General features: G+C 69.9%; 12 protein-coding genes and 1 pseudogene. 8 read left to right on the top strand and 5 right to left on the bottom strand.

Annotation, left to right across the window (positions count from 1 at the left end; translation table 11 throughout):
* Positions 1–63: 63 nt before the first annotated feature.
* Entirely contained in the window at positions 64–1,473 is a 1,410-nt protein-coding gene (locus ASG76_RS07215; protein ID WP_235529442.1) for a DEAD/DEAH box helicase, read from the top strand.
* A gap of 3 nt (positions 1,474–1,476) precedes the next feature.
* On the opposite strand, the gene ASG76_RS07220 is transcribed toward ASG76_RS07215, so the two are convergent.
* On the bottom strand, positions 1,477–2,370 hold the full coding sequence (locus ASG76_RS07220; RefSeq protein WP_056601806.1) for a ParA family protein: 894 nt from the start codon (positions 2,368–2,370) through the stop codon (positions 1,477–1,479).
* Between the two features lie 60 nt (positions 2,371–2,430).
* On the opposite strand from ASG76_RS07220, the gene ASG76_RS07225 reads away from it, so the two are divergent.
* The 5 genes and pseudogenes from ASG76_RS07225 to ASG76_RS07245 all read left to right on the top strand — a co-directional run bounded on the left by ASG76_RS07225 (position 2,431) and on the right by ASG76_RS07245 (position 5,849).
* Positions 2,431–3,195 (top strand): SDR family NAD(P)-dependent oxidoreductase, encoded by a 765-nt coding sequence (locus tag ASG76_RS07225; protein WP_056601807.1) that lies wholly within the window; start codon positions 2,431–2,433, stop codon positions 3,193–3,195.
* Positions 3,192–3,677: a GNAT family N-acetyltransferase gene (locus ASG76_RS07230; RefSeq protein ID WP_056601808.1), complete on the top strand. Its 486-nt coding sequence runs from the start codon at positions 3,192–3,194 to the stop codon at positions 3,675–3,677. Before ASG76_RS07225 ends, ASG76_RS07230 begins: the two co-directional genes overlap by 4 nt.
* Positions 3,678–3,819: 142 nt before the next feature.
* Positions 3,820–4,158 (top strand): annotated as a pseudogene (locus tag ASG76_RS19585) (hypothetical protein); the annotation flags it as partial.
* A 444-nt stretch (positions 4,159–4,602) separates the two neighbouring features.
* Complete coding sequence (locus ASG76_RS19590) at positions 4,603–5,292, top strand: HNH endonuclease signature motif containing protein (RefSeq protein WP_056601810.1); 690 nt, start codon at positions 4,603–4,605, stop codon at positions 5,290–5,292.
* Positions 5,293–5,507: 215 nt separating this feature from the next.
* Positions 5,508–5,849: a hypothetical protein gene (locus tag ASG76_RS07245; protein WP_056601811.1), complete on the top strand. Its 342-nt coding sequence runs from the start codon at positions 5,508–5,510 to the stop codon at positions 5,847–5,849.
* A 220-nt stretch (positions 5,850–6,069) separates the two neighbouring features.
* Here the strand turns inward: ASG76_RS07245 and ASG76_RS07250 are convergent, their stop codons facing one another.
* Entirely contained in the window at positions 6,070–6,345 is a 276-nt protein-coding gene (locus ASG76_RS07250) for an HU family DNA-binding protein (RefSeq protein ID WP_056601812.1), read from the bottom strand.
* Between the two features lie 213 nt (positions 6,346–6,558).
* Here ASG76_RS07250 and ASG76_RS07255 point away from each other — a divergent pair, with 213 nt between their 5' ends.
* Positions 6,559–8,085, top strand: a complete 1,527-nt coding sequence (locus ASG76_RS07255; protein ID WP_056601813.1) for a Re/Si-specific NAD(P)(+) transhydrogenase subunit alpha — start codon at positions 6,559–6,561, stop codon at positions 8,083–8,085.
* 4 nt (positions 8,086–8,089) lie between these two features.
* Positions 8,090–9,520, top strand: a complete 1,431-nt coding sequence (gene pntB, locus ASG76_RS07260; protein ID WP_056601814.1) for a Re/Si-specific NAD(P)(+) transhydrogenase subunit beta — start codon at positions 8,090–8,092, stop codon at positions 9,518–9,520.
* 19 nt (positions 9,521–9,539) lie between these two features.
* On the opposite strand, the gene ASG76_RS07265 is transcribed toward pntB, so the two are convergent.
* The 3 genes from ASG76_RS07265 to ASG76_RS07275 form a co-directional block, all read right to left on the bottom strand.
* A complete protein-coding gene (locus ASG76_RS07265) occupies positions 9,540–10,451 on the bottom strand; it encodes a sugar ABC transporter permease (RefSeq protein WP_056601815.1) in 912 nt (303 codons plus the stop codon).
* Positions 10,451–11,398 carry a carbohydrate ABC transporter permease gene (locus tag ASG76_RS07270; protein WP_200948096.1) on the bottom strand — a complete coding sequence of 316 codons (948 nt, stop codon included), beginning with the start codon at positions 11,396–11,398 and terminating at the stop codon, positions 10,451–10,453. The genes ASG76_RS07265 and ASG76_RS07270 overlap by 1 nt, the downstream gene beginning before the upstream one ends.
* A gap of 113 nt (positions 11,399–11,511) precedes the next feature.
* Complete coding sequence (locus ASG76_RS07275; RefSeq protein WP_056601817.1) at positions 11,512–12,816, bottom strand: extracellular solute-binding protein; 1,305 nt, start codon at positions 12,814–12,816, stop codon at positions 11,512–11,514.
* Positions 12,817–12,852: the final 36 nt, after the last annotated feature.

Here is a 12,852-nt window from a genome sequence, read left to right on the forward strand (position 1 = left end):
TCTCGAGTGGGCTGACCGCATACGCGTGGGACAACCCGACTCATCAGAGAGCGACACCTCTTCGTGACCACCTTCCGTGAACTGGGCGTGCTGCCCGAGATCTGCGACGCGCTCGAGCGCGCCGGCATCACCACCCCCTTCGCCATCCAGGAGATGACCCTCTCGGTCGCCCTGCTCGGCACCGACCTCATCGGCCAGGCCCGCACCGGCACCGGCAAGACCCTCGCCTTCGGCATCCCGGTCCTGCAGCGCTCGATCGCGCCGACCAACCCGGCCTACGCCGACCTCCCGCAGGGCAAGCCGCAGGCGCTCATCGTGGCCCCGACCCGCGAGCTCGCGCTCCAGGTCTCCAACGACCTGCACCTGGCCAGCAAGGACATGGGCCTGCGCGTGCTCACCGTCTACGGCGGCGTCGGCTACGACACCCAGCTCGAGGCCCTCGAGTCCGGCGTCGACATCGTCGTCGGCACGCCCGGTCGCCTCATCGACCTGGCCAACCGTCGCGCCCTCGACCTCTCGCACGTGCACGCGCTCGTGCTCGACGAGGCCGACGAGATGCTCGACCTCGGCTTCCTGCCCGACGTCATCACGCTGCTGTCGAAGACCCCCGAGACCCGCCAGACGATGCTGTTCTCGGCGACCATGCCCTCCGCGATCGTCGCGCTGGCCCGCACCCACATGCGCCACCCGATGAACATCCGCGCCGAGTCGTCCTACGACACCACGATGGTGCCGGCGACCGCGCAGTTCATCTACCAGGCCCACGACCTCGACAAGCCCGAGATCATCGGCCGCGTCCTGCAGGCCGAGGACGCGGAGAAGATCATCGTCTTCACGCGCACCAAGCGTCAGGCGCAGCGGGTCGCCGACGACCTCGCCGAGCGCGGCTTCAGCGCCTCCCCGCTGCACGGCGACATGGCCCAGGTCGCGCGCGAGAAGGCGCTCGCCAAGTTCCGTGAGGACAAGATCCGCGTGCTCGTCGCCACCGACGTCGCCGCCCGCGGCATCGACGTGCGCGGGGTCTCCCACGTCATCAACTACACCTGCCCCGAGGACGACAAGACCTACGTCCACCGCATCGGCCGCACCGGCCGCGCGGGCGCCTCGGGCATCGCGATCACCTTCGTCGACTGGGCCGACCTGCACCGCTGGAAGATGATCAACAAGACGCTCGAGCTGCCCTTCCCCGAGCCGCAGGAGACGTACTCGACCTCCGAGCACCTCTTCCACGACCAGGGCATCCCCGAGGGCACCAAGGGCCGCATCGTGCCGCCCGCCCCGGTCGAGAAGAAGGAGCGGCCCGCCCGCGAGCGTGGCTCGCGCGACGGTGGCTCCCGCGACGGTGGCCGTGACGGTGGCTCGCGCGAGGGCTCCCGCGAGAAGGCGACCGGCGACGCCCCGCGTCGTCGCAACCGCAGCCGGAGCCGCACCCGTGGGGGCTCCCCGGTGAAGGACAGCCCGAGCCAGGGCTGATCCCTAGCGGGCCGCTGCCTTCCGGGCAGCGGCCTTCGTGGCGGGGTTCTCGGCGGGCTTCTTGGCGGGCTTCTTCCTCGCCTTCGGCCTGCTCGCGCGAGCGACCAGGTTCTTGGCCACCTCGCGGTAGGCCTGGGCGCCCTTGTTGCTGCGGCTCGTCGCGAGGATCGAGCGTCCCGCGGCGGGCGCCTCGGCGAACTTGATCGTCTTGGGGATGGGCGGCTCGACGACCTCGAGGTCGTAGGTCTCGCTGATCGTCTCGAGCACGGTGCGGGCGTGGTTGGTGCGCCCGTCGTAGAGCGTCGGGAGCACGCCCCACACCTCGAGCCCGCGGTTGGTGAAGCGGCGTACGTCGTGGACGGTGTCGAGCAGCTGCCCGACCCCGCGGTGCGACAGCGTCTCGCACTGCAGCGGGATCAGGACTCCGTCGGCGGCGGTGAGGGCCGCGACGGTCAGCACGCCGAGCGAGGGCGGGCAGTCGAGCAGCACCCAGTCGTAGGCACCCACCTCGGAGTCGTCGAGGTCCTCGGCGAGCTGCTCGAGCGCGCTCTTGATGACGTGCTCGCGCCCGGTGCGGGTGAGCAGGTCGGCCTCGGCGCGAGCCAGCTCGATCGTGGCGGGCAGGACGTCCACGCCGTCCTCGGTCTCGATGATGACCTCGATCGGGTCCACGCCCTGGGTCAGGACGTGGTGGACCGAGAGGTCGAGGTCCTCGGGATCGATGCCGAGCGAGAAGGTGAGGCACGCCTGCGGGTCGAGGTCGACCAGCAGCACGCGGTGCCCCAGCTCGGCCAGCGCGGCGCCGATGGAGGCGACGGACGTCGTCTTGGCGACGCCGCCCTTCTGGTTGGCGACAGCCAGCGTGACGGGGGCCGGGCCACGGCTCTGGGTGCTCATCGCTGGCCATTGTGCCGGACGGGGTCGCGGGCTTTGCCGGTGTCCTGAAATGCTGGGCCCATGCCCCCCTCGAACACCACCGCCCTCATCACCGGCGCCACGGCCGGCATCGGCCACGAGTACGCCGTCCAGCTCGCCGCTCGCGGCCATGACCTCGTGCTCGTCGCGCGCGACGGCGCCCGCCTCGACCAGGTGGCCGAGGAGCTGCGCCGCGCCCACCAGGTCGAGGTCGAGGTGCTCGTCGCCGACCTCGTCGACCGTGCCGCGCTGGCCCGCGTCGAGGCCCGCCTCGCCGACCAGGACCGTCCGGTCGACCTGCTCGTCAACAACGCCGGCTTCGGGCTGAAGAAGCGCTTCCTCGACAACACCGCCGACGAGGAGACCGAGATGCTCGAGGTGCTCGTCACCGCGGTGCTCCGGCTCAGCCACGCGGCGCTCGGCGCGATGGCCGCGCGCGGGCACGGCGGCATCATCAACGTCTCCAGCGTCGCCGCCTTCCTGCCCCGCGGCAGCTATTCCGCCGCGAAGGCGTGGGTCAACAGCTTCAGCGAGTGGGCCCACATGGAGTACGGCCCGCGCGGAGTGAAGGTGATGGCGCTGTGCCCCGGGTTCACCAAGACCGAGTTCCACCAGCGGATGGAGGTCAAGCGCGGCGACGGCTTCATGTGGCTCGACGTGGAGTTCCTCGTGCGCACGTCGCTGGAGGACTTCGACAAGGGCCGGGCCTACTCGATCCCCGGCGCGCAGTACAAGGCCGTCCGCGCGCTCACCGCCGTCATCCCCAACCGGGTGCTGCGGCTCACCCAGTCGATGGGTCGCCGGTGACCCTGCGCGTCCTCCCCGCCCGGGTCGAGGACGCCGAGGCCCTCACCGACCTGCACCTCGACGTGTGGGACGAGGCCTACGGTGCGCTCGTCGACCCCGTGATCCTCCACGCGCGGCGCGAGCGCCGGGCGGAGCGGGTGGCGAGCTGGTCCACCATCATCGCTGCGGGCTCGAGCGCCAACCTGCTCGCGTGGGACGACGAGCGGCTCGTCGGGTTCTCCAGCACCGGCACCGGCCGCGACCCCGACGACGACCTGCCGCCGCTGGAGCTGATGGGGCTCTACGTGCGGGCGTCGTCGTACGGCTTGGGGGTGGGGTTCGCGCTGCTGACCGAGGCGATCGGCGGGGCCGACGCCTATCTCTGGGTCCTCGACGGCAACGAGCGCGCGATCTCGTTCTACGAGCGCCAGGGCTTCGCGTTCGACGGGTCGACGAAGCCTGAGGACGTCGGGCTCGAGCGGCGAATGGTGCGGCGGGGCTGAGGGGTCCGCGCGTGGTCGAGGTGCGAGCGCAGAGAGCCTCGAGACCACTGCCTCCACAGCCGGCGAGCTTGACCGGAACTCAGGCGTTCCTCGCCGACACTCACCCGGTTGACTGTCGGTGGCGACGACTAGAATCGATCACATGATCGAGGCACTGGCAGGATCCGGAGCAGAGGCTGAGGCAGACGCCCTCGGCCCCGCCGGYCTGCTCGCCTCGATCCGYGACGCCCGGTCYGYCGAGGATGCCGCAGCCGCSCGACAGCTCGACCTCGCCGCCCGGTGGGCCGAYCTSCACCCGCCCGAGTCCATCCACTCCGCGGCCGCGTTCACCGTCCCCGGCAGCGAGCACGAGGAGCCCATCGCAGGAGACGGCTGCCCGCTGGTCGCGGAGTTCTGCATCGCGGAGCTCGGCACCGTGCTCGGCATCTCGACCACTGCTGCGAAGAAGCTCATCGGCCACGCCCTCGAGCTGCGGCACCGCNGTCGCGGAGTTCTGCATCGCGGAGCTCGGCACCGTGCTCGGCATCTCGACCACTGCTGCGAAGAAGCTCATCGGCCACGCCCTCGAGCTGCGGCACCGACTCCCGCGGTTGTGGGCACAGGTCCAGTCGGGGCGCGTGCCGGCCTGGCGGGCGCGGCTGGTCGCGGAGACCACCATCCACTCGGCGCCTGCACTCACACGGGACGCGGCCCGCTTCGTCGACGCCCAGGTCGCCGCTGTCGCCGGGAGGATCGGCACCGCGCAACTGGACCGCCTGGTGGCGGAGACCATCAAGCGGTTCGACCTCGCCGCCGCCGACCCCGCTTCGGATCCGGAGGACGGCTACCTCCACGTCGACCCGCGCCACGTGACCATCCACGACGAGGACGTGCACTTCGCCGGCACCGTCCGCGTCGAGGCCGAGGTGCCGCGACTCAGAAGGCGTTGGGGTCGACTGAGTGCCTCGACGCCCGACGCGCGGTCGCGCTCGGTGAGCTGGCCCGGACCCAGACCGCGCTCGACCTGTTCGCTCAGGGCGGCGGTGGCGAGGCGACCGAGGACGGACTTCCCGCCGCGCGCGAGGTCGTGCTCCACGCCCACTTCGCCGCCACCACGAGCGGCGAGCAGACCGTGTTCGGTCCCACCGGCCGGCTCGAGGAGCGCCATCGCCTTCTCCTCCTCGGTCAGCTGCAGTCGTGGTGCGCCGACTCCCGGACCACGATCACCGTGAAGCCCATCATCGACCTCAACACCGAGGAGTCCACACCGGCGTACGCCGTGCCCGACCGGCTCCGTGAGCAGGTGGATCTCCGCGATCGCACGTGCGTGTTCCCCTGGTGCGGCCGCAACGCCCGGGCCTGCGACATCGACCACGTCATCGAGTTCGACCACGACGCCGAGGCCGAGGGACGCGAACAGCCCGGACCGACGACGACCTCGAACCTCGCCGCGCTCTGCCGATCCCACCACCGCCTCAAGACCCACTCGGCCTGGCGCTACCGGATGACTCAGCGCGGAGTGTTCGAGTGGACCTCGCCCCACGGCCACCGCTACCGACGCGACCGGCACGGCACCACCGCGCTCGATCCACCCGAACCTGGCCCGCCGCTGATTCCACGCCAGCACCGACCATGACCCCGCCCTGCACCTCGCCAGCCACGAGCTGACGGGGTATCAGGCGCGTCCCTGGGGCAAGGCGGCTCCCGCTCACACCCGATGCGTCCGATTGCCTGGTCCTGCGCACGCCCGTGCGGACTACACGGATCGCGGCAGATCCGGACATTCGTTGCGGCTCAAGTCGTGGCGGCACACCGCTCGCAGAGGACCGTGTGGTGCGTCATGCTGCGTGCGTGCTTCGACTGGCAGCGTTCATCACCGCCTGCGGCCTGCTCGTGTCATGCGCAGAGCAGCCAGACCAGCCGACGGCCGCTCAGGAGACGGCGTACCAACAGCGTCTGCCGCCAACGGATGAGTCCGTGGAGTACTTCTTGTACGCCCACTGCGGGGTTCAACCGATCAGTCTTGGTGGCGAGTGGTGGCATCCGGTCACGGTTGATGGCGACGAGGAAGACCTCAACGATTACGAGCGGGGAACGCTGACTGTGCTCTCGCAGTCACGCGCCCGATTCGAGAGTGACGACATCGAGGTTGAGTTCGAGCCCGGACCGAACGTCTCGCCCTCCTGTCGTTGAGGACCCGCGCATCGCCCTCATCTCGCCAGATCCGGTAACGGGCGGCGCCAAGGACACACCTAGTCGGACCTCGTTCCTTGGGCCGGCAGCAGTGCCAGTCCGTTCACGTCCCGGAGCACGAAGTCGCCGTCCTTGAAGGCGCCGATCCCAGCGTCCTCGCCCCCGGACGCAGCTCGGCCCCGTGAGGAGTCCTCACGGGGCCGAGTCGTGGTGCGTCAGATCAGCTGTTGACGGCGTTCTTGAACGCAGCAGCCGGCTTGAAGGCAGGCGCCTTGCTGGCCGCGATCTCCATCGTCTCGCCGGTCTGCGGGTTGCGGCCGGTGCGGGCCGAGCGCTCGCGGGACTCGAAGGTCCCGAAGCCCGGCACGGTCACCTTGTCGCCGCCGGCGACGGCGCTGGTGATGGAGGTGATGACAGCCTCGAGGGCCTTGTCGGCCTGGGCGTTGCTGAGGTCGGCGTGCGACGCGATGGCGTCGCGCAGATCGGTCTTGTTCACGTAGATCTCCTGATCGTCGGTTCCGGTACTGCTGCCATTCAACATGGCCACACGCCCGCGGTGTCGACCGGCCAACCCCAACGGGTGAGCGGCGACGTGACACGCGCCACCTGAGACACCCGTGACAAGGGTCCCTGTTTCGATACCTTGTGCCCCGGCCCGCACGCCGCTCTGGTCCCGACCAGGACCGGAGCCCCCACCCAGGAGGCAGCAGTGCGCATCGGCATCCCACGTGAGTCACGACCCGGCGAGACCCTCGTCGCAGGCACGGCGAAGACGGCCTCGCAGCTTGCGAGCCTCGGCTACGAGGTCGTGGTCGAGGCCGGTGCGGGCGCGGCGGCCGACCAGCCCGACGCGGCCTTCGCCGATGCTGGCGTCGTGGTCGGCAGTGCCGACGACGTGTGGGCCAGCGACGTGGTGGTCAAGGTCAACGCCCCCACCGAGGCCGAGATCGCCCGGATGCGCCGCGGCGCGACGGTCATCAGCCTGATGGCGCCGGCCCGCAGCCCCGAGCTCGTCGAGCAGCTGGCCGCCGCCGGTGTCACGGCGCTCGCGATGGACGCGGTGCCGCGCATCTCGCGAGCCCAGTCGATGGACGTGCTCTCCTCGATGGCCAACGTCGCGGGCTACCGCGCCGTGATCGAGGCGGCCCACGAGTTCGGCCGGCTCTTCACCGGCCAGGTCACTGCCGCCGGCAAGGTCCCGCCCGCGCGGGTCTTCGTGGTCGGTGCCGGCGTCGCGGGCCTCGCCGCCATCGGTGCCGCCGGATCGCTGGGCGCGATCGTGCGCGCCTTCGACGTACGCCCCGAGGTGGCCGAGCAGGTCGAGTCGATGGGCGCGCAGTTCGTCACCGTCGAGATGGAGCAGGAGGTCTCCTCCGACGGCTACGCCAAGGAGATGACGGCCGAGCAGGAGGCCGCCACCGCCGCGATGTACGACGAGGAGGCGCGCGCCGCCGACATCGTCATCACCACCGCGCTGATCCCCGGCCGCCCCGCGCCGCAGCTGCTGAGCGCGGAGACGGTCGCGGCGATGAAGCCCGGCTCGGTCGTCGTCGACATGGCCGCCGCCAACGGCGGCAACGTCGCGGCGACGGTGAAGGACGAGCGCGTCGTCACCGCCAACGGCGTCACCGTGCTCGGCTACACCGACCTCGCCGGGCGCCTCGCCGCGCAGACCAGCCAGCTCTACGGCACCAACATCGTCAACCTGCTCAAGCTCCTGACGCCCGGCAAGGACGGCGCGCTGGTCCTCGACATGGACGACGTCGTCCAGCGCGGCATCGCGGTGACGCGCGACGGGGACGTGATGTGGCCGCCGCCGCCGGTGCAGGTGTCGGCCGCCCCGAGCGCCCCCGCCGCGGAGGTCGCGCAGCAGGAGCCGCCCGCACCGCCCGACCCCCGGCGCAGGCTGTACGCCGTCGGGCTGGCCGCCGTCGTGTTCCTCGCACTCGCGACCCTGGCGCCGGCGAGCTTCCTGCCGAGCCTCACGGTCTTCGTGCTCGCTGTCGTCATCGGCTTCTACGTCATCGGCAACGTCCACCACGCGCTGCACACCCCGCTCATGAGCGTCACCAACGCCATCAGCGGGATCATCGTGGTCGGCGCGATCCTCCAGGCCCCGATCGACAACCTCGCGGTCCAGGTGATCGCCGGGGTGGCCATCCTGCTCGCCAGCATCAACGTCTTCGGTGGCTTCCTCGTCACCCGGCGGATGCTCAACATGTTCCAGAAGGGCTGATCCGGTGGTCTCGTTCGTGACGGGCGCCTACATCTTGTCGGCGCTGCTGTTCATCCTCGCCCTCGCCGGGCTCAGCAAGCACGAGACGGCGCGACGGGGCAACGCCTTCGGCATGGCCGGCATGGGCCTGGCGCTGGTCGCCACGCTGCTGCTGGTGCTGCGCCAGCTCACCGACGACCTCGTCGTCGACCGGACCCCGATCGTGGTGGGGCTCGTCATCATCGCGGTCGCCGGCTCGGTCGGTGCCGTGATCGGCATCCGCCTGGCCCGCGGCGTCGAGATGACCGGGATGCCCGAGCTCATCGCGATGATGCACAGCTTCGTCGGCCTCGCGGCCGTGCTGGTCGGCTACAACACCTACATCGAGGTCGCCTCGCTCCACGAGCTCGGGGTGGGGTCGGACGCGGTGCACAACGCCGAGGTGTTCCTGGGCGTCTTCATCGGAGCGGTGACCTTCACCGGCTCCGTCGTGGCCAACCGCAAGCTCGCGGGCCGGATGAGCTCGGCGCCGATGATGCTGCCCGGTCGCCACCTGCTCAACCTCGCGATCCTCGTCGTCTCCGCGGTGCTGATGGTCTGGTTCATGCTGGCCGACGGCTGGGTCGGCATGGTGCCGCTGGCGATCATGACCGTGCTCGCGCTCGTGCTCGGCTTCCACCTGGTCGCCGCGATCGGCGGTGGCGACATGCCCGTCGTCGTGTCGATGCTCAACAGCTATTCCGGCTGGGCCGCGGCCGCTGCGGGCTTCATGCTCGGCAACGACCTGCTCATCATCACCGGCGCGCTGGTCGGCTCTTCGGGTGCGATCCTGAGCTACATCATGTGCCGGGCGATGAACCGCTCCTTCGTGAGCGTCATCGCCGGCGGCTTCGGCTCCGACGGTGGTCCCGCCGAGGACCGCGACTACGGCGAGCACCGCGAGATCCAGGCCGACGAGGTCGCCGCCCTGCTGGCCGATGCCTCGTCGGTGGTGATCACGCCCGGCTACGGCATGGCCGTCGCGCAGGCGCAGTACCCCGTGGCGGAGCTGACCCGCAAGCTGCGCGACAAGGGCGTCGACGTACGTTTCGGCATCCACCCGGTCGCCGGCCGCCTGCCCGGCCACATGAACGTGCTGCTCGCCGAGGCCAAGGTGCCCTACGACATCGTGCTCGAGATGGACGAGGTCAACGACGACTTCCCCGACACCGACGTGGTCCTCGTGATCGGCGCCAACGACACCGTCAACCCCGCCGCGATGGAGGAGCCCGGCTCGCCCATCGCCGGCATGCCGGTGCTGGAGGTCTGGAAGGCCCGCGACGTCATCGTCTTCAAGCGCTCGATGGCCACCGGCTACGCCGGCGTGCAGAACCCGCTGTTCTTCAAGGACAACACCCAGATGCTCTTCGGCGACGCCAAGGACAAGGTCAACGAGATCGTCGCCGCCCTGGGCTGAGCCCCCCTCGAGGGCGGGCTCAGCCCTTGGTGCCGCCGGCGGTCAGGCCGGCCACGAGGTGGCGCTGGGCGAAGAAGAACACGATCGCGGCGGGCAGGGTGATGAGCACCGCGCCGGACGTCAGCAGCTCCCAGCGCGGGCTGAACTGCGGCACGAAGGTCTGCAGCCCCGCACCCAGCGTGTAGTGGTTGCTGCCCTGCATGAACGCGATGGCGTACGCCACCTCGCCCCACGCGGTGAGGAACGTGTAGAACGCCGTGACGGCGAGGCCCGGGCGCGCCAGCGGCAGGATGACGCGCCAGAAGGTGCCGAACGGGCCGAGCCCGTCGAGCGCCGCGGCCTCGTCGAGCTCACGCGGGATGGTGTCGAAGTAGCCGCGCAGCATCCACGCGCAGAACGGCACGGCGACCGTGCAGTAGGCGATGACCAGCGACGGCTTGGTGTCGATCAGGCCGAGGTTGGCCATGATCGTGTAGATCGGCACGATCAGGATCGCCACGGGGAACATCTGCGTCAGCAGGAAGACCCACATCAGGCCACGCTTGCCGGGGAAGTTGAAGCGGCTCAGCGCGTAGCCCGCGGTCGCCGACATCGCGATGCCGATGACCATCGTGAACGCCGCGACGACCACCGAGTTGACGAACCAGGTGGGGAAGTCGGTCTCGGTGAGCAGGCGGCGGTAGTTGTCGAGCGTGGGGCTGGCGAAGACCTGGATCTCCGTACGCCGGATCTCGCTGGCCGGCTTGATCGAGCTGAGCACGACCCACAGGATCGGGAACAGCGCCGAGAAGGTGGCGACAATGAGCGTGGCGTGGAGCGCGATGCTCGCGCCGACCGAACGCTCGCGGCGTCGTCGGTTGCGGACCGGGCGGGTGTCGGCCACGGACTCCAGCGGGTCGGCAGCGACGGCTGCCGGGGGCATCGTGGACATCAGAACACCTCTCCCTGCTTGGCGAGCAGGCGCTTGTAGACACTGGCGTAGACGACGAGGATCGAGAGGATCAGCACGCCGTAGGTCGCGGCGAGCGAGTAGTCACGGATCCCCTCGAACGCCGCGCGGTAGGCGCCGGTCACCAGGATCTCGGTCTCGCCGGCCGGCTGGCCGCGGGTGACGAAGTAGATGATCGGGAACATGTTGAAGGTCCAGATCGTGCCGAGCAGGACCACCGTCGAGCTGACCGGCCGCAGGCCCGGCAGCGTGATGTTGACGAAGCGCTGCCACGGCGTGGCGCCGTCCATCTCGGCCGCCTCGTAGAGGTCGCCGTTGATCGACTGCAGGCCCCCGAGCAGGGCGACCATCATGAACGGCACACCGAGCCAGACGTTGGCCACGATCGCGGTGAACAGCGAGGTCCACCGCTGCTCGAACCACGACACCGGGTCGATGCCGACCGCGCGCAGGACGCCGTTGATCACGCCGAAGCGCTCGTCGAAGATGAAGCGCCAGGCGAAGGCCGCGACGAACGACGGCACGGCCCACGGCAGGATGAGGGCGACGCGGTAGAAGCTGCGGCCGCGGAAGTTGCGGTTGAGCATGACGGCCAGGCCCAGGCCCAGGCCGTAGTGGAGGGCGACGCAGGCCAGCGTCCACACGAGGGTGTTGGAGAACTGCAGCCAGAAGTGGCCCTGCTGGCCGGTGAGGATGTCGACGTAGTTGTCGAGACCGACGAACTTCGCGGCGTCGGGGTTGGGCTCGCAGGTGACCGCGCCGCCGAGGATCTTGGTGCAGATCTCGGCGCGCTGGTTGGACTCGTTGAGGTTGGTGAAGGACTGCCACACGCCCTGCAGGAGGGGGTAGAAGACCAGCACCCCGAGCACGATCACGGTGGGCAGCACCATGGCCCACGCGTACCAGTGCTTGTCGAAGCTCTTGCGCATCGGAGTCGTGCCTCTCAGGGGTGATCGAGCGTGCGGTGATGAACCGTGGCGGGGCGCCTTCCACGCAGGGCCGCACCGAGGATCCGGTGCGGCCCTGCGCGGTCAGCGGGGTGTCACTGGAGCGAGTAGTCGGGGACCACTTCGCTCTTGTAGGTGTCGGCAGCCTCGTCGAGGGCGCCCTGGACGGGCTTGTCCTGGATGAGGACGGCGGTCGCCATGGTGTCGAGCGCGGCGAAGAACTGTCCACCCTCGGGGATCCACGGACGCGGCTGGGCGACGTCCATCGCGTCGGCCCACAGGGCCACGCGCTCGTTGGTGACCATGTCGTAGGAGTCGGCGTTGCCGGGCAGCAGGCCGAGCTCGTCGGCGATGAAGGCCTCCGACTCCGCGGAGCTCATGAAGGCGATGAAGGCAGCAGCGGCCTCGGCCTTCTGGTCGTCCATGCCGGAGTAGACCACGTAGTTGTGGCCGCCGACGGGCGCACCCTGACCGGCGCTGCCGGCCGGGACGGGGGCGACGCCGAGGTTGTCGATGCCCCCGAACTTCGGGTCGTCGCTGATGCCCGCGACCTCCCAGGGGCCGTTGATGATCATGGCGACCTTCTGCTCCTTGAACAGGGTCATCATCGTGCCGTAGGGGTCGTTGGCGGTGGGCTTCACCGCGGTGCCGTCCTCGACGAGGCTCTGGGCGGTCTCGATGCCCTTGACGGCCTCGGGGCTGTTGACCGTGATGGTCTGGTCGTCGGTGTTGACCAGGTCAGCACCCTCGCCGTAGAGGAACGGCAGCAGGAAGTAGCCGCCGGAGTTGATGTAGATGCCGTCGACCTTGGCCTTGCTCTTGAGCGCCTTGGCGGCATCGCGGACCTCGTCCCACGTGGCGGGCGGGTTCTCCGGGTCCAGGCCGGCCTTCTCGAACAGCGCCTTGTTGTACATCAGGCCGAGGGTGTCGGTGACCTGCGGGACGCCGTAGGTCTTGTCCTCGTAGACGTTGCTCGACAGCGGCGTCTCGGCGAAGTTGTTCTCGAGTGCGGCGGTGCCGTCGAGGGCGTAGAGGTAGCCCAGCGAGGCGAACTCGGGGGTCCAGGCGACCTCGGCGCGCAGGATGTCGGGCGCACCCGAGTCGGCCTCCGCCGCGGTCTTGAACTTGTTCTGCGTCTGGTCGAAGGGGACGACCTCGTGCTTGATCGTGATGTCCGGGTATTCCTCGTTGAACTTCTTGATCAGCTCGTCGTAGGCCGGTGCCTCGTTGTCGGGGTCCGAGGTGTCCCACCACGTGAGCTCGGCGCTCATGTCGGTGTTGGCCTCGGAGTCGTTGTTGCTCGTGGTGTCGGTGTCCCCGCCGTCGCTGCCGCACGCCGCCAGCGTGAGGGCGAGGGCGGCGACGGCGATACCGGCGGAGCCGGCCTTGAGTCGACGCATGCTGTTTCTCCCAGGGATACGCGCCCCGAGACGGGC

Source organism: Nocardioides sp. Soil774 (genome assembly GCF_001428125.1).
Classification (GTDB): Bacteria; Actinomycetota; Actinomycetes; order Propionibacteriales; family Nocardioidaceae; genus Nocardioides.

Coding starts and splice junctions, on each gene's coding strand:
- ASG76_RS07220 (WP_056601806.1), bottom strand. CDS start 2,370: ATGAGCACCCAGAGCCGTGGCCCGGCCCCCGTCACGCTGGCTGTCGCC.
- ASG76_RS07225 (WP_056601807.1), top strand. CDS start 2,431: ATGCCCCCCTCGAACACCACCGCCCTCATCACCGGCGCCACGGCCGGC.
- ASG76_RS07265 (WP_056601815.1), bottom strand. CDS start 10,451: ATGTCCACGATGCCCCCGGCAGCCGTCGCTGCCGACCCGCTGGAGTCC.
- ASG76_RS07270 (WP_200948096.1), bottom strand. CDS start 11,398: ATGCGCAAGAGCTTCGACAAGCACTGGTACGCGTGGGCCATGGTGCTG.
- ASG76_RS07275 (WP_056601817.1), bottom strand. CDS start 12,816: ATGCGTCGACTCAAGGCCGGCTCCGCCGGTATCGCCGTCGCCGCCCTC.